This is a genomic window from Streptomyces diastatochromogenes (assembly GCF_002242805.1).
In the GTDB taxonomy this organism is placed as follows: domain Bacteria; phylum Actinomycetota; class Actinomycetes; order Streptomycetales; family Streptomycetaceae; genus Streptomyces; species Streptomyces diastatochromogenes.
In genome coordinates, this window is record NZ_MCGQ01000023.1 from 265,553 (window position 1) to 281,912 (window position 16,360).

23 protein-coding genes are annotated in these 16,360 nt (G+C 71.6%); 18 read left to right on the forward strand and 5 right to left on the reverse strand.

Features of this window, described 5'->3' with window-relative positions; genetic code table 11:
* Positions 1-129: 129 nt before the first annotated feature.
* On the reverse strand, positions 130-402 hold the full coding sequence (locus BEK98_RS50175; protein ID WP_244202010.1) for a hypothetical protein: 273 nt from the start codon (positions 400-402) through the stop codon (positions 130-132).
* Here BEK98_RS50175 and BEK98_RS27515 point away from each other — a divergent pair.
* From BEK98_RS27515 to BEK98_RS27575, 13 genes are all read left to right on the forward strand, one after another.
* Positions 386-805, forward strand: coding sequence for a hypothetical protein (locus BEK98_RS27515; RefSeq protein ID WP_244202011.1), 420 nt, complete (start codon positions 386-388; stop codon positions 803-805). The two genes, BEK98_RS50175 and BEK98_RS27515, sit on opposite strands and share 17 nt — an antisense overlap.
* A gap of 153 nt (positions 806-958) precedes the next feature.
* A complete protein-coding gene (locus BEK98_RS27520; protein ID WP_094219352.1) occupies positions 959-1,600 on the forward strand; it encodes a class I SAM-dependent methyltransferase in 642 nt (213 codons plus the stop codon).
* Positions 1,601-1,656: 56 nt separating this feature from the next.
* Positions 1,657-2,028, forward strand: a complete 372-nt coding sequence (locus BEK98_RS27525; RefSeq protein ID WP_094219353.1) for a BlaI/MecI/CopY family transcriptional regulator — start codon at positions 1,657-1,659, stop codon at positions 2,026-2,028.
* Positions 2,025-3,002 (forward strand): M56 family metallopeptidase, encoded by a 978-nt coding sequence (locus BEK98_RS27530; protein WP_094219354.1) that lies wholly within the window; start codon positions 2,025-2,027, stop codon positions 3,000-3,002. The genes BEK98_RS27525 and BEK98_RS27530 overlap by 4 nt, the downstream gene beginning before the upstream one ends.
* 91 nt (positions 3,003-3,093) lie before the next feature.
* Complete coding sequence (locus tag BEK98_RS27535; RefSeq protein ID WP_094219355.1) at positions 3,094-4,053, forward strand: cytochrome c biogenesis CcdA family protein; 960 nt, start codon at positions 3,094-3,096, stop codon at positions 4,051-4,053.
* Positions 4,050-4,727: a peroxiredoxin family protein gene (locus BEK98_RS27540; RefSeq protein WP_094219356.1), complete on the forward strand. Its 678-nt coding sequence runs from the start codon at positions 4,050-4,052 to the stop codon at positions 4,725-4,727. The genes BEK98_RS27535 and BEK98_RS27540 overlap by 4 nt, the downstream gene beginning before the upstream one ends.
* Positions 4,724-4,969, forward strand: a complete 246-nt coding sequence (locus BEK98_RS27545; RefSeq protein WP_094219357.1) for a glutaredoxin family protein — start codon at positions 4,724-4,726, stop codon at positions 4,967-4,969. The genes BEK98_RS27540 and BEK98_RS27545 overlap by 4 nt, the downstream gene beginning before the upstream one ends.
* 11 nt (positions 4,970-4,980) lie before the next feature.
* Positions 4,981-5,184, forward strand: coding sequence for a hypothetical protein (locus BEK98_RS27550; protein ID WP_094219358.1), 204 nt, complete (start codon positions 4,981-4,983; stop codon positions 5,182-5,184).
* The gene (locus BEK98_RS27555) at positions 5,181-5,399 is read left to right on the forward strand and encodes a hypothetical protein (RefSeq protein ID WP_094219359.1); all 219 of its coding nucleotides are present in this window, start codon (positions 5,181-5,183) and stop codon (positions 5,397-5,399) included. Before BEK98_RS27550 ends, BEK98_RS27555 begins: the two co-directional genes overlap by 4 nt.
* Positions 5,396-7,336, forward strand: a complete 1,941-nt coding sequence (locus BEK98_RS27560) for a copper resistance CopC/CopD family protein (RefSeq protein WP_244202012.1) — start codon at positions 5,396-5,398, stop codon at positions 7,334-7,336. Before BEK98_RS27555 ends, BEK98_RS27560 begins: the two co-directional genes overlap by 4 nt.
* A gap of 54 nt (positions 7,337-7,390) precedes the next feature.
* Positions 7,391-7,852 carry a hypothetical protein gene (locus tag BEK98_RS27565; RefSeq protein WP_094219360.1) on the forward strand — a complete coding sequence of 154 codons (462 nt, stop codon included), beginning with the start codon at positions 7,391-7,393 and terminating at the stop codon, positions 7,850-7,852.
* 116 nt (positions 7,853-7,968) lie between these two features.
* Positions 7,969-8,625 (forward strand): DUF3105 domain-containing protein, encoded by a 657-nt coding sequence (locus tag BEK98_RS27570; protein WP_094219361.1) that lies wholly within the window; start codon positions 7,969-7,971, stop codon positions 8,623-8,625.
* Positions 8,622-9,284, forward strand: coding sequence for a DUF305 domain-containing protein (locus BEK98_RS27575; RefSeq protein ID WP_094219362.1), 663 nt, complete (start codon positions 8,622-8,624; stop codon positions 9,282-9,284). The genes BEK98_RS27570 and BEK98_RS27575 overlap by 4 nt, the downstream gene beginning before the upstream one ends.
* Before the next feature lie 144 nt (positions 9,285-9,428).
* Here BEK98_RS27575 and BEK98_RS27580 read toward each other — a convergent pair whose 3' ends face one another.
* From BEK98_RS27580 to BEK98_RS50960, 3 genes are all read right to left on the reverse strand, one after another.
* Entirely contained in the window at positions 9,429-10,232 is an 804-nt protein-coding gene (locus BEK98_RS27580) for a DUF427 domain-containing protein (protein WP_094219363.1), read from the reverse strand.
* Positions 10,233-10,310: 78 nt separating this feature from the next.
* Positions 10,311-11,036 (reverse strand): hypothetical protein, encoded by a 726-nt coding sequence (locus BEK98_RS27585; protein WP_094219364.1) that lies wholly within the window; start codon positions 11,034-11,036, stop codon positions 10,311-10,313.
* Between the two features lie 13 nt (positions 11,037-11,049).
* Positions 11,050-11,172 carry a hypothetical protein gene (locus BEK98_RS50960; RefSeq protein WP_279635486.1) on the reverse strand — a complete coding sequence of 41 codons (123 nt, stop codon included), beginning with the start codon at positions 11,170-11,172 and terminating at the stop codon, positions 11,050-11,052.
* Positions 11,173-11,255: 83 nt separating this feature from the next.
* On the opposite strand from BEK98_RS50960, the gene BEK98_RS27590 reads away from it, so the two are divergent.
* Genes BEK98_RS27590 through BEK98_RS27610 form a run of 5 tightly spaced genes read left to right on the forward strand, consistent with a single transcriptional unit; the run spans position 11,256 to position 15,147 of the window.
* Entirely contained in the window at positions 11,256-12,191 is a 936-nt protein-coding gene (locus BEK98_RS27590) for an LLM class flavin-dependent oxidoreductase (RefSeq protein ID WP_094219365.1), read from the forward strand.
* Positions 12,188-12,727 carry a hypothetical protein gene (locus tag BEK98_RS27595; RefSeq protein WP_094219366.1) on the forward strand — a complete coding sequence of 180 codons (540 nt, stop codon included), beginning with the start codon at positions 12,188-12,190 and terminating at the stop codon, positions 12,725-12,727. The genes BEK98_RS27590 and BEK98_RS27595 overlap by 4 nt, the downstream gene beginning before the upstream one ends.
* Entirely contained in the window at positions 12,714-13,565 is an 852-nt protein-coding gene (locus BEK98_RS27600; protein WP_143684162.1) for a hypothetical protein, read from the forward strand. Before BEK98_RS27595 ends, BEK98_RS27600 begins: the two co-directional genes overlap by 14 nt.
* The gene (locus BEK98_RS27605) at positions 13,562-14,440 is read left to right on the forward strand and encodes an ATP-grasp domain-containing protein (protein ID WP_094219368.1); all 879 of its coding nucleotides are present in this window, start codon (positions 13,562-13,564) and stop codon (positions 14,438-14,440) included. Before BEK98_RS27600 ends, BEK98_RS27605 begins: the two co-directional genes overlap by 4 nt.
* Positions 14,437-15,147, forward strand: coding sequence for a hypothetical protein (locus BEK98_RS27610; protein WP_208643248.1), 711 nt, complete (start codon positions 14,437-14,439; stop codon positions 15,145-15,147). Before BEK98_RS27605 ends, BEK98_RS27610 begins: the two co-directional genes overlap by 4 nt.
* A gap of 24 nt (positions 15,148-15,171) precedes the next feature.
* On the opposite strand, the gene BEK98_RS27615 is transcribed toward BEK98_RS27610, so the two are convergent.
* Positions 15,172-16,359, reverse strand: a complete 1,188-nt coding sequence (locus BEK98_RS27615; RefSeq protein ID WP_094219369.1) for a vWA domain-containing protein — start codon at positions 16,357-16,359, stop codon at positions 15,172-15,174.
* Between the last annotated feature and the right edge of the window lies 1 nt (position 16,360).

The following is a 16,360-nucleotide window of genomic DNA, read 5'->3' on the forward strand; positions in this document are numbered from 1 at the left end:
ACGTCTGGCGGACATGCTGAACTCCGGGGTGGAAAAGGTGAGATGGCCAACACCGCGCCCTGCGTCGCTCCTGCAATCGACCAGTTGGATGAGGGTTGCCCGATGTAGGGCGCGGATGAGGCCGGCCTGTCAGCAGCGCAGGGCGAGCGGGCGGGGCTTGATGTCCTCGCGCGCCGGGTATCGCACGCCCATGCGGGCATGGGGCGAGGCCGTGTGGACGGGCCCCCGGTTGGACACTTTTCTGCGGGGCGTGGTGAGGCGGGTGCTCGCGGGAGCCGAGCCGCAGCCGTGGTGGATGCCGCGGTGTGTGCTGACCGTGGTGTCGGCCGATGTCGATGCCGGTGTCGGGGCGATCTGGATGGTGTGGCGTCCGAAGTCGTCGCGTATGCGTGAGCACACCATGCTCCTGGAGTGGTACGAGGAGCAGTGGCGGTACGTGGGGGGCGGCAGCGGCTCCGGAGACGGTCCTGTCCACGTGGATGTGCTCGACGTTCACGACGGCGGGGGCGCCCTCAGCCTCACCCGACGCCTTGACCTGCCGGGCTCCCTCACCGCTGCCCCGTGGATCGGTTGCGCCAAGGTGCGCGTCGGACGGGACGTGGGGCACGTTCTCATCGGCGCCCGACGGATCGAGGCTCCCGAACAGCGCGGCCTCATCGCTGTGTGGACGTCCCCGCCACACATCAACCGCGGAGCCCGTCCCGTCATCGTGGCCGTGGGACGCGACGGCGCCGAACTCTCCCGCCTCGGTCCTCACGACAGCCTGGACACTGCTACCTGGGCGCGATGGAGAGAAGAGGTGTAGCCGGTCTGGAAGGAGTCGGTTGCCCGCATGGCCGAGGGCAGCGCCGTGGCCGGCGAAGGGGCCACGTTGGACGCCGTCGCGACAATATTCCTAAGCTTCTTAGGGGAAGGTGTGGGGGCCGCTCCCCCGCCCACCGCCGCCGAGGAGGGTGCCATGGCCGGCACAGGCGTCTCGCATCCGCTGTTCGCGCGCATCTACCCGCGCATCAACGCCTTCGCCGAGGCGCACGGCTGCGTGGAGCATCGTCAGGAGTTGCTGGCCGGCGTGCACGGTCGCGTCATCGAGATCGGGGCCGGCCTGGGCTCGAACTTCGTGCACTACCCACCCGACGTGCAGCAGGTGGTCGCGGTGGAGCCGGAGCCGAGGCTGCGCGCCCGCGCCGAGGAGGCGGCCATCGAGGCCGCCGTCCCGGTGGAGGTACGGGCAGGTCGGGCGGAGGCGCTGCCGGCCGACGACGACAGCTTCGACGTGGCGGTGTTCTCGCTGGTGCTGTGCACCATCAAGGACGTACCGGCCGCGCTCGCGGAGGCCCGGCGGGTCCTGGCGCCCGGCGGCGAAATCCGGTTCTACGAGCACGTACGTTCCGACGATCCGCGCTTCTTCCGGCTGCAACGGATCATCAATCCGCTGTGGCACGCCCTCGGCGGCGGCTGCGACGTCACCCGCGACACCGAACGGGCCATCCAGGAAGCGGGCTTCACCGTCAAGGAGATCCGCCGCTTCGTCTTCCGGATCAACGGGCGGGCCAACCCCGGGTCACCGTCGATCATCGGGACCGCCCGGCCTTCCACCTAGGCCGCTTAGGATGTCGGAGACGTCGCAGACGAGCGAGAGAGACCGGGAGGGCCGGGGTGCCGCAGTTCGGCGAGCTGGAGGCCGCGATCATGGACGCGGTGTGGCAGGCGGGCAAGCCCCTGCGCGTCCGCGAGATCCTCGACCGCCTGGGCCGTGATCCCGAGCCCGCGTACAACACCGTGCACACCGTCACCGAGATCCTGTTCCGCAAGGGCTGGCTGGCCAAGGAGAAGGACGGCCGCGCCTACAGGTACAACGCCACCAAGAGCCGCGAGGAGTACGTCGCCGGGCTGATGGGCGAGGCGTTCGCGGCGGCGGGTGACCGCAGCGCGACGCTGGCCCGCTTCGTGGAGGCCATGCGGCCCGGCGAGGCCGAGGAGCTGCACCGGCTGCTGGGCGAGGCCGTACAACGGGAGACGCCACAGTGATCGTCGCCGCCGTACTGTTCGCGTACGCCGTGCTGCTGGGCACCCTGGCGCCCCGGCTGCTGGGCCGAGCCCGCTGGACCGAACGCGCACCGCGCCTCGGCATCGTGGCGTGGCAGGCACTCGGCGTCTCCGCGCTCGCGTCGGCGGTGATGGCCGGACTCGCGCTGACCGTCCCCACGGTCCGGGTCAGCGCCGACCTCGCGCAGCTGCTTCAGGCGTGTGTGATGGCACTGACCGCGCAGTACGCCTCCCCCGGCGGGGCGGCGGCGGGCGCGGCCGGGGCCGTACTGGCCCTGGCGGTGCTCGGACGTGCCGCCTGGTGCGCCGGCGCCGCCGTCCTGCGCATCCGGCGCGAGCGGCAGGAGCACCGCGAGGTGCTGGACATGGTCGGCCGCGCCGATCCCGTACGCGGCGTGGTCGTTCTCGATCATGACGAACCCGCCGCCTACTGCCTGCCCGGCCGCCACCGCCGCACCGTGATCACCACGGGTGCCCTGCGCACCCTGGACGACGATCGGCTCGACGCCGTGCTCGCCCACGAGCGCGCCCACCAGGCCGAACGTCACGACGCTGTCCTGGCCTGGGCGCAGACACTGGCCCGCGCCTTCCCGCGCGTGCCGCTGTTCCGCACCGCCGAGACGGAGATCGCACGGCTGGTGGAGATGCGCGCCGATGACGTGGCCGCCGCCCGCTCCGGACGGCTGACCACCGCGGCGGCCCTGCTCGTCGTGGCAGGCGGCCGCGCTCCGGCCGCGGCGATGGCGGCCGGCGGCTCCACGGCGGCCCGCCGGGTGCACCGTCTCATCGAGCCCCACCAGCCGCTCGGCCGCGTCCGCATCGCGGCGGGTTCGCTGGCCGCTGCCGTCGTGCTCGCCCTGCCGCTGCTGGTCGTCGGTGGCCCGGCGGCGGTCGCTACGCAGCTGAACTACTGCCCGGACGGCACACCCGCCGCTCAGGTCACCACCATGCGCTGACGCTCTCCCCCGGAGACCCGAGGTGGACAGCCCGCCACCCATTACCTAATCTCCTTAGGAGTTCAGGTTCTGAGTTCCGGGAGGCCACGGCGTGAGTGAGCTGCTGTTCGGCACGACGCTGCTGGCGTCCTTCCTCGGCGGGGTGGTGGCCCTGCTCGCGCCCTGCTGCGTGTCCGTGATGCTCCCCGCGTACCTGGCCACCGGCTTCCGCCGACGCACGGGAATCCTGGCCGCGACCCTCGTCTTCGCCGCCGGGGTGGCCACGGTGATCGTGCCCATCGGGCTCGGCGCCACCGCACTGGTCGCGCTGATCTCCGGCCACCATCTGCTCGTCTTCTCCCTGGGCGGAGGAGCCATGGCGGTCGGCGGTGTCGCCCTGCTGGCCGGCTGGAAGCCGCAGCTGCCGATGATCGCGGGCCGCGCTCCCTCCGGGCACGGCTTCGGCTCGGTCTACGGGCTCGGCGTCTTCTCCGGCGCGGCCGGCTCCTGCTGCGCTCCCGTCCTCGCCGGAGTCGCCGTCCTCTCCGGCGCGGCCGCCTCCTTCCCCGCCGCCCTCGCCGTCTCACTGACATACGTGGCCGGGATGGTCGCGCCGCTGTGTCTGCTCGCCCTGGTCTGGGACCGCCGCGACTGGGGCGCCGGTCGGCTGCTTCAGGGGCGCCAGGCCACCCTGCGGCTCGGCCGGCTGAAGCGGAGCATGCCGCTCGGCAGCGCGGCTTCCGGGATCCTGCTCGTCGCCATGGGCGCGCTCACCCTCGTCCAGGCGGTGCGGGGCCCGGACATGGCCTCCGGCGGCTGGCGGGTACGGGTCGCGGCCGATCTGCAGCACGCCGCCGCCCAGGTCACCAAGGCACTGGGCTGGCTGCCCGGTTGGGCGCTTGCAGTTCTCCTGCCGGCGCTCGCCGCCTTCCTGTTCCGGCAGGCGCGCGCCCACCTGACCGCCCCCGCCCGGCGTTCCCCCGGCGCCGCGGCGGGGGCCTCCCCCGCCGACTGCTGCGAGCCGTCGCAGCCCCCTGTCACCGCCACCTCAGGAGAGGACCGCCCCGTATGAGCACCACCGCCAAAAAGCCCCCGATCCGGCGGCCCGATCACGCGAGCGTCGCCGCGCGGCCGGCCCGGCGGCGACGCCTGACCTGGATTCTGAGCGGGCTCGCCGCCGTGGTGGCGCTGGTCGTGCTGTACGCGGTCTTCTCCACGTCCCCGGCCAAGAACACCGCCGGCAGCGGGACGTCGTACGCCGTCGGCAGCCCCGGCGTCGGCCGGGCCGCCCCCGCGTTCCGGCTCACGGCCTCCACCGGCAAGCAGGTCGGCCTGGGCGACTACCGCGGCAAGAACGTCCTGCTCTACTTCCAGGAGGGCCTGACCTGCCAACCCTGCTGGGACCAGCTCACGGCCCTGGAGAAGTCCGCCGGCAAGGTGAAGGCCGCCGGCATCGACGACATCGTCTCCATCACCGGCGACCCCGCCGATCTGATCGCCCGCAAGACGAAGGACATGGGCCTGAGCACGCCCGTGCTCTCCGACCCCGGTCTGAAGGTCTCCCAGCAGTACGAGGCCAACGAGTACGGAATGATGGGCAGTTCGCGCGACGGACACAGCTTCCTGCTCGTCGGCCCGGACGGCACCATCCGCTGGCGCGCCGACTACGGCGGCGCCCCCGACTACACGATGTACGTCGCCGTCGACAAGCTCCTCGCCGACCTCAGGGACGGGGTCGGGTCATGATCGCGCTCACGCTCCTCACCCAGGCCGACTGCGCGTGGTGCGACCGCGCCAAGAAGCTGCTGGAGGAGGTGGACGCCGAGATCACGGAGGTGTCCCTCGACACCGACGAGGGCCGTGCACTGGCCGCCCGCCACCGTCTGCTGTTCGCCCCCGGCCTGCTCCACGACGACCGGCTCATCGCGTACGGGCGGCTGTCCGCCCGTGCCCTGCGACGCGAACTCGACCGCATCCGACAGCCCTGAGGAGGGCCCCGATGAACAACCTGCTGTATCTGCTCCCGACGCTGGCCTGCCCGGTCGGCATGGGTCTGATGATGTGGCTCATGATGCGCCCCAAGCAGGGCGCACAGGCCCAGGCCGGCACCGACGCCGACCGTCAGGAACTGCTGCGGCTGCGCAAGGAGATCGACGCCCTGCGCGCCCCGCAGCACGGGCCCCGCCAGGACCACCCGGCATGACCGGCAGCTGGCTCCCCCTCACCGCCACCGCGCTTGCCGCCGGCCTGACCTGGTGGTGCTGCATCCGCCCGATGGCCCGGAACCGCGCCTGCCACGGCGCACCCGACACCGGTCTGCAGCAGGAATTGCGCGCCGCCCGCGAGGAGTTGAGCCGCCTCCGTGGCGGGACCCCACCGACCGACCAGACCCACAGACCGGAGACCCGCGACCGGTGACCGTCCTCGCACCAACCCTCCGGCGCCCCGCAGCCGCGCTCCTCACCCTGGCGTCGCTCGTCCTGGCCATACTGCTGGGCAGCGCCGGCCCGGCCTCCGCCCACACCACGCTGCTGTTCACCGGCCCGGCCGCGGACGCCACCGTCCCCGACTCCCCGGCCTCGCTGGTCCTCGTCTTCGACCAGCCGGTCGGCGCCGGGAACTCGACCGTACGGCTCACGCCCGCCGCCCCGCTCGGCAAGCCCGGCCTGAGTCAGGGCGGCCGGACGGTCACCTTCCCCGTACACGGCAAGCTCGCCGAGGGCGTGCACACCGTCGAGTGGCAGGTCACCGCCCAGGACGGCGACGTCATGACCGGCAGCTACCGCTTCGCCATCGGCCCGCGCCCCGTCGCCCTCGCCTCCGGCCAGAGCACGGCCGCCAAGGACCCCGTCCCGACGACGGTCCTGCGCTGGCTGCTCTTCACCGCCCTGGCGCTCCTCGTCGGGGAGCCGGCGCTCGACCGCCTCGCCGCGCGCGTCCCTGACGCGCCCGCCCGGCGGCCCCGTACCTGGGCACTGTTCACCGCGTTCGTCGGCTGTGCCGCCGCACTCGGCCTGACCGCGCTGGTGATCAGCGACGGCTCACCGCGCTCGGTGATCGACACCCGCCCCGGCATCCTGTCGTTGACCGAGGTGGCCGGCTTCGCCTTCGCGGCCGTCGCCGTTCTCGTACGACGCCGCAGGTGGGCGGTGGTCCCGTTGGCCGCCGTCGCGGTCGCGGAGGCCCTGCGCGCGCACCCGCAGGCCGAACAGGCCGTCGCAGGCCCGGTGTTGACCCTGGTCCATCTCGCGGCTGCGGGGCTGTGGGTGGGCGCCCTGGTGCAGGTGCTGCGCACGATGGCCGTCTGGCGCGGCGAACGCGCCGCCGCTCGCGCCCTGCTGCTGGCCTACGCACGGCTGGCCGCCTGGCTGTTCGCGGCGGTCGTCACGACCGGCGTCATCGCCGCGTTGCTCCTGGTCCCGCTCGATGACGTCTTCACCACGGCCTACGGCCAGGTCCTCGTCGCCAAGATCGCACTCGTCGCGGTGACCGCGACCCTCGCCTACGGCGCACGCCGCACTCTGCACGGCACCCCCGACCGCCTCCCGTACCGTCCGGCGCGCGTCGAAGTCTCCGTTCTCGCCATCGTGCTCGCTCTCTCGGCCATCCTCACCGTGCTGCGCGCGCCCGCGGACACCCACCGCCCGCTGTCCTTCACGCCCCCGACCACCGGTCCGGTCGTGCCCGCCGGCACCCGCGCCGGGGAGATCGGCATCAGCGCCCGGGCCAGTACCGGCCAGCTCATCATCGAGCTGACCGCACCCCAGGCCGGCGACCCCTCGAACCAGACGTACGACCTGTCCGCCACCCTCGCCGACCCGCACGGGAACAAGCGGCGGCTGACCCTGCGCGGCTGTGGCACCGGCTGCTTCTACACCCCGCTGACCTGGCGCAAGGGCACCAGCCACCTCACGCTGACCGCTTCCGCGGGCGAGGAGTGGGCCGGCGGCCGCGCGGGCCTGGCCGTCACCTGGCCGGCCCGCCCCGATGCCGCGCTGCTGCGCGAGGCCGTAGCCGCGATGCGGCAGGTCCCCCACTTCACCCTGCACGAGATGGTCACGAGCAACACCGCGCAGGGCCTCGGCGACCTCAAGCAACTCCCTGTCACCGGCAAGGAGTTCCTCGCCGCCGAGCCCTACGGCAGCGGCACGGCCCCGGTCACCACCCGCCTGCCCGACGAGAACGGCCACCGCCGCCTCGCCCTGGCCTACCCGGCCGAGCACACCCAGCTCGGCCTCACCCTCGACGGGACCGGCCGCATCCTCCACGAGACCCTGACCGCCCCCAACCACCTGGTCACCCGTACCTTCGTCTACCCGGAGCCGGAAGAGGACGGGCACGAGCACGAGCACTGACGAACGAAAGCCCGGCCGAAAGAACGTTCACAGGCACCGCTTAACATCACAGTGATGAGCAGCAGGACGGAGCACAGACCCCGCGGCGCGTGGCTGACCACGCAGACCGCGGCGCTGTGTCCTGCCCTGGCCGTGCTGCTCATGGCTCTGGTGCTCTGCCTCGGCTATGCGCCCCATGCCCCCAGGAACGTGGCCACCGCGCCCGTGACCGCCATGTCGGCCGTCCAGACCTGGTCACACGGCCCGGCCGAGCACCGTGCGGTGACCGTGACAGCCGTGGCCGAACGCCACCCGGTGACCGTGACGAAATCGGGCGGGTGCCCTTCCGGTGACATGTGCTGCGCTCAGGACTCGCACGGGGTCCGCGCAGTGCTCCCCGCGGCAGCACACCTCCTGCCTGCTGTCCTGCGCCGCGTCCCGAGTCTCCCGGGCCCGGCCACCGTCGCCTGCTCCCTCGGGCTCACGCCGACGCGCGGCGCTCCCGATCTCCATGTGCTCCAGGTGCAGCGGACGTAGACGAACGCCACCGTGCCGATCGCTCGCGCGGGTCGGTCCACCGGCATCCGTCCATCCACCCCTGCACCCACCGCCGCCCTACGACGTCACGCGGCGGGGACGAGGAACACACAGTCATGAGCAAGACCAGCAAGAAGCAGGCCGCCGCCGACCGCAAGGCGCGTATCGAAGCGATGCGCCGCGCCGAGAAGGCCCGCGAGCGTCGCAACCGCATTCTCACCATCACGCTCAGCACGGTCATCGTCGTCGGGTTGGCCGGCTGGGGCGTGTACGCCATCAACAGCGCCAACGAGAAGCAGGAGCAGAAGTCCGCCGCGGCCAAGAAGCCGATATCCGGCGAGAAGACCTGGGACGCGAAGAAGCTCGGCCGCACCCATGTGGCGGGCACCGTCAAGTACCCGATGAACCCGCCCGTCGGCGGCAATCACAACCAGGCGTGGATGACCTGCAACGGCAACGTCTACACCAAGGCCATCCCCAACGAGAACGCCGTCCACTCCCTCGAACACGGCGCGGTCTGGGTCACGTACAACGACAAGGCGACGAAGGCGGACATCCAGACCCTCGCCGACAGGGTCGCCAAGACGCCGTATACGCTGATGAGTCCGGACAAGACGCAGTCCGGCGCGATCACGCTGTCGGCCTGGGGCCACCAGCTCAGCGTGGACACGGCCGCCGACCCGCGAGTCGAGAAGTTCCTCACCAAGTACGTCCAGGGGCCGCAGACCCCCGAGCCGGGCGCCGCCTGCACGAACGGGCTCACCGCGTCATGACGGACTCCACCGACGCACAGGGCCGCAAGCCCGCATTCGGTCGGTGGCTGATCGCCGCCGCGGCGGGCCTGGTCGTGCTCGTCCTCGCTCTGTCGTTCCTGGCCGTGGACAGCGATCGGAACGACATGGCGATCGACGTCCCCACGGCCGACTCGGCCGACGCGGGTTTCGCCCGCGACATGGCCGTCCACCACCAGCAGGCCGTCGAGATGGCGTACATCGTCCGTGACCGCACCACCGACGAGGACGTACGGCGCCTCGCGTACGACATCGCGCAGACCCAGGCCAACCAGCGCGGCATGCTGCTCGGCTGGCTCGACCTGTGGAAGCTGCCCGTGACATCCCCCGACGGCTACATGACGTGGATGCAGGGCGGGCACATGGGCCACCAGCCGAAGGACGGCTCCCTCATGCCGGGCATGGCCACCAACACCGAACTCGCCCGACTCGGCACACTCAACGGCAGCCAGGCGGAGGTCCTCTACCTCCAGCTCATGTACGACCACCACATGGGCGGCGTCGACATGGCGCGCGCCTGCGCCCGCCAGTGCACGGTCCCCCAGGAACGGAAGCTGGCCCAGGGCATGGTCGACGCCCAGCAGTCGGAGATGGAGCTGATGGCCGGGATGCTCAAGGAGCGTGGTTCCGCACCAAGGTAACCGGCTGCACGACCCCGACGGTCCGCGGCTGCACCGACTCCGCGGACCGTCACATCAGGGCCAGGAGCCCGATCTCCGGTGCCGGCGCTCCGGGCTGGCCGACGGGAGGCGACCATGGATTCCCACCTCACCACAGCGACGACATCATCCCGAGAGCGTCCTGCTGAAGTGGGTGACGGGGCGCTCCAGGCGTTCGCCGTCGACGGTGATGCCCACCTCCTCGTTGTAGAAGGCGAGGAGTCCCTTGATCGGGCCCACCGCGGGCAGCGGATCCGGGTAGCTCCAGACGATGCCGGGGGGTACGTCGGCCTCGCCGCGCCACGACCAGTACTCCGCCGTCCCCTTGTACGGGCAGCCGGTGCTGAGGTCCGTGGGTTCGAGCAGGTCCAGACGGACGTCCTCGCGCGGGATGTAGTACCGGGTGGGCAGCCCGGTCTCGAACAGCAGGACCGGGCGGCGGGTGTCGGCGACGACGGTGCCGTCGATCTCGACCTGGACGTGGCGGCTGCTGGGGATGGCGTCGACGCGTTTGTGCGGGTCTCGGGGGTGGATGAAGATCTCTTCCTCCTCCTCGTACCAGTGGTCGAGGCCCTTGCCGGTGCGCCGGAACCACTCGAAGGCGATGTGGTCGGCCAGATCGGCGGCGGGGAACGTCCAGGCGGCGTTGTCCAGCAGCTCGCCGTCGATCTCCAGGTCGTAGAAGATCCGCGATCCGGCGTGGGCGCCGGTCGGCGGGTTCTTCGCCGGGCGGAGCAGGTCCTCGCGGACCTCCGCGCGGGGAAAGGCGTACAGCGGGACGGGGACGCCCGGCTCCCAGACGAGGACGGGGTGCCGGCTGTCGACGACCGTGACGTCGCCCCTGCGGCCGCGGACCCAGCGCTCGCTGGGTTCCCACAGAAGGCCTTCCGGGGTCGTCCGCACGGCTCGCGCGGTGGGGGATGTACTCATGGTCGGCTCTCCTTCGACGTTGCCACTGCCCCTCTCCCACACTGACACGGGTTCGAAGCCGGAGCCGTCCGGGGAATCTCACCAGTAGAGGACCCAGCCGTCGGCATCGCGGATCCCGTGCCCTTGCAGGGTGATGCGCCGATCGTCGGGATACCGTTCGGGAACCGCCGCGATGCGATGCAGGATGGGCGTGAGCTGTACGGCCATCCTGCCGACCTGATATTCGTGCCGCCGGGCCGGCCTGGTCCTGTCGATCGTCTCGAAGGTCTGACCGAGGCGCTCCAGCCGGATTATGTCCGCCTCGGTGATGTCCCAGACGTCCAGGGCTCCACCGCGGCGCGGTAGGGCGAGGGGCAGGGTGAACGAAACGGCCTGCTCGACCGGACCGATCGGGAAGGGCCAGCGCAGCGCCCGGTATTGAAGGTCGAAGTGCTGACTCGGCCTGGGGGCGATGGCGATGCCCTCTCCCTCGAAGACGTGGAAACCGGGCAGCGCCACCCTCTCGTCGTACCGGGTCGGTGTCTTCAGCAGGTCGGCGAGCACCTCGCCGACCCGGTCGAGGAGATCGCCGAAGTGGTCACGCATCATGCGGTTGTGCCGATCGAGCCGGCCGAAGTACGTCTCCTCCGGATCCTCCGAGGCCAGGACGTCGAGGTAGGTCGCCAGACCGAAGGTGGAGCAGCCGACGCCCCGGGGCAGCCAGTGCGGTCGCAGCGCCTCCAGCCGGTCGCTGATCTCGGCGCACCCCTGCTCGTCCACGACGTCGACATCGACCACGAGCGATTCCACCGGCAGCGGATCCATGCGTCTCCTTGGGTCAGTAGGTGCCGTCCGGGAGCGCCGCGAAGGCCTCGGCGCTTCCGAGGGTCAGTACGTCCGTCCCCGTGAGGCCCGCGATGCCCACGATGTGTCGAGGGAACTGCGGGGCAAATATGCCCAACTCCCCCCGAGTCTACCCATTGTGACGCCTCGTCGCCCCGATGTAGCCTCCCTGCGGGGTCCGGGTTCACCACCGGGGGGACTATGAAGGTCGGCCTGGTTCTGCCTCTCGCCGAGTATCCGTGGCGACAGCCGTCCTACGGGGAGATCAGGGCACTCGCCCTCCAGGCCGAGGACTCCGGCTTTGACTCGGTCTGGGTCTTCGACCACCTGCTGTTCCGCGACGCCGAGGGGCCGAGCGAGGGTGTCTGGGAGTCCTGGACAGTGCTGTCGGCCCTGGCCGAGGCAACTGATCGGGTCGAACTCGGCACGCTCGTGCTGTGCACCGCCTTCCGCAACCTGGCGGTGCTCGCCAAGATGGCCGTCACCCTCGACGAGGTCAGCCGCGGTCGACTCGTCCTCGGCCTCGGATGTGGATGGCACGCCCCGGAGTTCGAGGCTTTCGGTGTCTCCTTCGATCACCGGGTCGACCGCTTCGAGGAGGCGCTGCAGATCATCCTCGCGCTGCTGCGGACCGGCCGTTCCGACTTCTCCGGACGCCATCACCGGCTGCGCGACGGCGAGTTGCGCCCCCGCGGTCCGCGCCCCGGTGGTCCACCCGTCCTGGTGGGGGCGCTCGGGCCGCGGATGACCGCTCTCGCCACCCGGTACGCCGACCTGTGGAACGCCTGCTGGTTCGGCTCCCCGTCACGAGCCGAGGAGACCCTGGCCCGGGTCGGGAAGACCTGCCTGCGGGAAGGACGCGATCCGGCGACGCTGGGCATCACGCTCGGCGTCAACGTGAAGGTGGCGGACGGCACTTCGCTCGCCCCTGACGGAACGGCACCACCCGAGTCCGACGTCCTCACCGGCTCACCGCAGGACGTTGCGCGGGGCCTTCTGACCTATGCGTCACTCGGCGTGGACCACCTGATCCTGAACCTCAATCCGCATCACAGGGACGCCCAACGGCAACTGGCCGCAGCACTGCGGCTGTACCGCGCGGCGTCCCGTCCGTCGACAGGAGCTGTGCACACATGACATGGACCATCGACGAGTCACGGGTGCGGCCGTTCCTCACGGCCGCCGAGCGGCACGATGTCCCGGCGCTGCTGTGGAATGCCCCGCAGCCGGACCGGTCCTTCTCCGGGCCGGAGGACACCGAGGTGCCCGACGCGGGCCGCCCGCCGCAGGCCCGGAAGCACTTCAAGGATTTCAAGGACGGCAAGGACCGCAAGGACGGCAAGGACGGCAAGGACGGGAAGGAGGTGAAGGAAATGAAGGAGATGAAGGATGTCAAGGACACGAAGGACGGCAAGGACAGGAAGGACACCAAAGACAACAAGGACACTAAGGATTTCAAGGACGGCAAGGACAACTTCGACGGTGCGATGGCCCCACCCGGTCCGGCCGCCGTCGTACGGCAGGCGCAGGAGCCGCCGGCCGTCGGCTCGGGCGGGATGCAACGCTTCGCGGCAGCCGCCGAGTTGCCCGGTGACGGGCCGGAGGAGGCCGCCGCGGCGCTGCGGGCCTCGCGCATCAACCGCCTGCTGAGGAGGCGTGGTGTCATCATCTGAGGCACCCGGCGGCGCTCTCTCCGGACTTGTCGTCGTCGCCGATCCCGAGGATCCGGTGGCGATCGAGGTACGGGACTTCGTACGGGACAGCGGCCGCGAGGCGACGATCCTCGACGTGTTCGACGCCGCTCAGCTGTTCTCCGTCACCGTCGACGGCCCCACCGCCGTGGTCGAGCCCGCGCTGCCGATGTTCCTCCGGCTGCCCGGCCCGCCGCTGCGGCGGATCAGCTTCGACGCGGAGTTCCAGCTCAACGAGTGCCTGGCCCACCTGTGGGCCGTCGCCGCCCTGACCCCCGCGCCCGTGATCAACCGCCCGGAGCCCGGCGGTCTGGGCACCGGCGTGTCCGCGTCCGCCGCACTCACCGAACTGCGAGCAGGCGTGCCCGGCGGTTCACCGGAGATCTTCTCCTCCCGGCCCTACGGGCCGCCCGGCGAACCCACGGACGGCCAGGGGACCCAGTGGTGGGTCCAGGATCTCGACGCCTGGACCACGCGCCCCTGGCCCGAACTCCCGGACGCTCTCGCCCCCTCGGCAGACAGCTCCGGCCCCTACCGGGCGAGGTGGTCGGCCCCCGAACCCCTCTTCGAGAGTGTGGTCGTCCTCGGCGACCGGGCCTGGCGCAGCAGTCCCGCCGATCTGGACCACCTCGGCCTGGAGGGGCGCAGCACGGAGATCGTCGCCCGGCTCGGACTCCAACTCTCCGCTGTGGTCTGGCGGTTGTCGCCCGACCTCGCCCAGGCATGGCCGGTCGTGGTGGAGCCGTTCCCCGACGTGGAGCAACTGCGCATGGTGTGGCTCGGGCTCGGACCCCAACTCGTAAAGGTGCTGTTCCCATGATCTACGCGGTTGGCCTCGCCTCGGAGAGTACCTTCGCGCACTTCACCACCTCGGCCGAGGCCCGTGGCATCCCGGTCCGGGCCATCGATCTGCGACAGGCCGTCGAGGCGGGCGACTGGCGCCTGGTCGTGGGCGGTGACCGCTCGGCCAGGCTCGGCGACCATGATCTCGACCCGGAGGCGTCCTACTACTGCCGGATCGCCGATCTCGCGGCCCTGCAGCAGGACCACGAGTCGGCACAGCGCTGGCGCTGGCTCACGACGGCGCTCATGGCCTGGCTGGACCACATCCCCGGCCTGGTGGTCAACCGGCCCTCGATCCGCTCCGACAACGGGTCCAAGCCGCTCCACGAACTGTCGCTGTCCCAGGCCGGGTTCCGGGTGCCCGCGAGCATCACCGGTTCGTCGCCGCAGCGTCTGCGGGCCTTCGCCGAGGCCGGGCCGACCCTGGTCAAGGCGGTCTCCGGCGTACGGGCCACCAGCAGGCTCGTGAGCGCGGCCGACCTGGCCGGTTTTGAACCCGGGCAGGGCCCGGTGCACCTCCAGCGGTACGTCGCGGGCCGGGACGTCCGCGCCCATGTCGTCGGCGACCGGGTGCACGCCGAGGAGATCGTCTCCGGTGCGGTGGACTACCGGACCGACCGGGACGCGGAGTTCGCCCCCTGCGAACTGCCCGGACCGCTTGCCGAGCGGATGGTCCGGCACACCGCCGACCTGGGCATGTCCTTCGCGGGCTGGGACTTCAAGGTCGTCGGTGACGACACCTACTGGTGCCTGGAGGTCAACCCGATGCCCGCGTACGACTGGTACGACCGGCGGCTCGGCGGAGCCATCAGCGCGTCGCTCCTCGAACTGCTCCAGGGGGTGCACCCTTGATCGACTCGCTGACCGTGCTCACCGGACCGGGCAGTGCCGCACTCCGCGACGCCGTGCACGGTCTGCGCCGGCACTGGACCCCTCGCGGCCTGGAACCGGCCGCCTTCTTCACCCTGGGCGCACCGAGCTATCTCGACCTCGCACCGGACCCGGAGTCCGGCGTCTACCAGAAGCGGGCCGACGGCTCACGGCCACTGCTCGAGAACTCCTTCGACTGGCTGTACGCGCGCCTTGCGGCTGTCCTCGGCGAGCATCTCGGCGCCCCTGTCCACTACCCCGAACACCTGGCGCTGCCCGGCTTCCATGTCTGGCTGTCCGCCGCGGTGTTCACCAGGCCGACCGCACCCATGCACTTCGATCTGCAGTACCGGGCCTTCTCTTGGCCCCCCGGCACGGACCTGAAGCGGCAGATCTCCTTCACCCTGCCGGTCCGGCTGCCCGCGGCGGGCGGCGGCCTGAACCTCTGGGACGTGAGCCACCAGCAGTTCCGGCACGCGCTGGAGAAGGGCTGGATCGAGTCCGCGGCCGACCTCAAGCGCTTCCACGCCATGCGGTACATCCCTTACACGGTCGGCCGCATGGTGATCCACTCCGGCCACACGCTGCACCAGGTCGCCCCCAGCACGCGCGTCGAGCCCGACGACGAACGGCTCACCCTCCAGGGGCACGGGGTGTGGTGCGACGGCCGGTGGCTGCTGTACTGGTGACAGGAGTGCACCGGGCTCCCGGCGTCACGTGGGAATACGTACCGTCTCCACCCAGCTCGGGGGCTGTGGTGCGGCTGAGCCGATCAGAGCCGCGATGATGCGGCAGGGTGGGTTCTCGTCGGGCCAGGGGGTGAATCCGTCGGTGAGGACGACGATGATGCTCGGGCGGTCCGGCGTCGCGAGCGCTGCCGCGATACCGACGCGCATGTCCGTGCCGCCACCGCCGCCCAGGGTGATCTGCTCGGTGGCCGCCACCCGGGACACGGCCTGCACGTCGGCGTCGCACGCGAGCACGGTCACGCGATTACCCCGTACGCCCACCTCGCGCAGGACGCCCGTCACCTCCGCGAGGGCGGCGGCCAGTTCGGCGTCCCCCATCGAACCGGAGGTGTCGATGACGACGGCCACCCGCGGCAGCGGGCGGCGCAGGCTCGGCAGGACGACGCCGCGCAGCGCCGGGGTGCGGCGCGAGGGGCGGCGGTAGGTGTAGTCGACGGCTCCGGCGGCCCATGCGGCGGCTTCCCGGACCGCGCCGGACAGCGCCCGCCGCCAGTCCACCGTGGGTTCCAGGACCTCCTCGGCCCAGCGCTGCCAGCCCACGGGCAGGGTGCCACGGGTGCGCTGATGGGCGCGCATCGCCTCGGCGGTCTGCCGCCGCAGGGCCTGCGACTCGACCTCGCCGAGCCGTGCGGGGCCGGCCGACTCGGGGAGTTCCCAGGGCGAGGGCCGGGCGTGGGCGCCCGATCCGCAGTCCGGCGCCCGCACCTGTGGCGGCAGCTGATCGACGTACACCTCGAACAACTGGCCCTCGGGGAGGCCGAAGAGGCGGGGTTCCATGCGCCCCTCGGGCAGGCGCAGGCCGTCGGCGAGCAGGTCGTCGTTGATCTCGCAGTCCTGCGCGACGTTGACGCGGTGCCAGTCGCGCTGGGCTGCGGCGGGGAGCCGGTCCGCCCGGCCGTGGTGGTCGCGCAGCAGGTGCGCCGCCTCGTGCACCCAGACGCCCGCGAGCTCGGGCACCGGCGTCGCGTCGACGAAGGCGGGCGACACGTAGCAGCGCCAGTGCCGGTCCACCCCCATCGTCGGAACCTCTGTGCTCGGCACGACGGTCAGGGCGTACAACGCCGACGCCAGATACGGCCGGTCGCTCGCCGCCCGGTAGCGGGCGGCGAGCAGTTTGGTCATGTCCAGGGTGCGGCGGGAATCCTCCGTCATC

What these genes read in the sequence shown, in the direction of transcription:
- BEK98_RS27555 (WP_094219359.1), top strand. Translation starts at nt 5,181, where the DNA reads ATGACCGGCAGCTGGCTCCCCCTCACCGCCACCGCGCTTGCCGCCGGC.
- BEK98_RS27615 (WP_094219369.1), bottom strand. Translation starts at nt 16,359, where the DNA reads ATGACGGAGGATTCCCGCCGCACCCTGGACATGACCAAACTGCTCGCC.
- BEK98_RS27545 (WP_094219357.1), top strand. Translation starts at nt 4,724, where the DNA reads ATGATCGCGCTCACGCTCCTCACCCAGGCCGACTGCGCGTGGTGCGAC.
- BEK98_RS27550 (WP_094219358.1), top strand. Translation starts at nt 4,981, where the DNA reads ATGAACAACCTGCTGTATCTGCTCCCGACGCTGGCCTGCCCGGTCGGC.
- BEK98_RS27605 (WP_094219368.1), top strand. Translation starts at nt 13,562, where the DNA reads ATGATCTACGCGGTTGGCCTCGCCTCGGAGAGTACCTTCGCGCACTTC.
- BEK98_RS50175 (WP_244202010.1), bottom strand. Translation starts at nt 402, where the DNA reads ATGGTGTGCTCACGCATACGCGACGACTTCGGACGCCACACCATCCAG.
- BEK98_RS27570 (WP_094219361.1), top strand. Translation starts at nt 7,969, where the DNA reads ATGAGCAAGACCAGCAAGAAGCAGGCCGCCGCCGACCGCAAGGCGCGT.
- BEK98_RS27585 (WP_094219364.1), bottom strand. Translation starts at nt 11,036, where the DNA reads ATGGATCCGCTGCCGGTGGAATCGCTCGTGGTCGATGTCGACGTCGTG.
- BEK98_RS27580 (WP_094219363.1), bottom strand. Translation starts at nt 10,232, where the DNA reads ATGAGTACATCCCCCACCGCGCGAGCCGTGCGGACGACCCCGGAAGGC.
- BEK98_RS27565 (WP_094219360.1), top strand. Translation starts at nt 7,391, where the DNA reads ATGAGCAGCAGGACGGAGCACAGACCCCGCGGCGCGTGGCTGACCACG.
- BEK98_RS27515 (WP_244202011.1), top strand. Translation starts at nt 386, where the DNA reads ATGCGTGAGCACACCATGCTCCTGGAGTGGTACGAGGAGCAGTGGCGG.
- BEK98_RS27540 (WP_094219356.1), top strand. Translation starts at nt 4,050, where the DNA reads ATGAGCACCACCGCCAAAAAGCCCCCGATCCGGCGGCCCGATCACGCG.
- BEK98_RS27595 (WP_094219366.1), top strand. Translation starts at nt 12,188, where the DNA reads ATGACATGGACCATCGACGAGTCACGGGTGCGGCCGTTCCTCACGGCC.
- BEK98_RS27590 (WP_094219365.1), top strand. Translation starts at nt 11,256, where the DNA reads ATGAAGGTCGGCCTGGTTCTGCCTCTCGCCGAGTATCCGTGGCGACAG.
- BEK98_RS27575 (WP_094219362.1), top strand. Translation starts at nt 8,622, where the DNA reads ATGACGGACTCCACCGACGCACAGGGCCGCAAGCCCGCATTCGGTCGG.
- BEK98_RS27520 (WP_094219352.1), top strand. Translation starts at nt 959, where the DNA reads ATGGCCGGCACAGGCGTCTCGCATCCGCTGTTCGCGCGCATCTACCCG.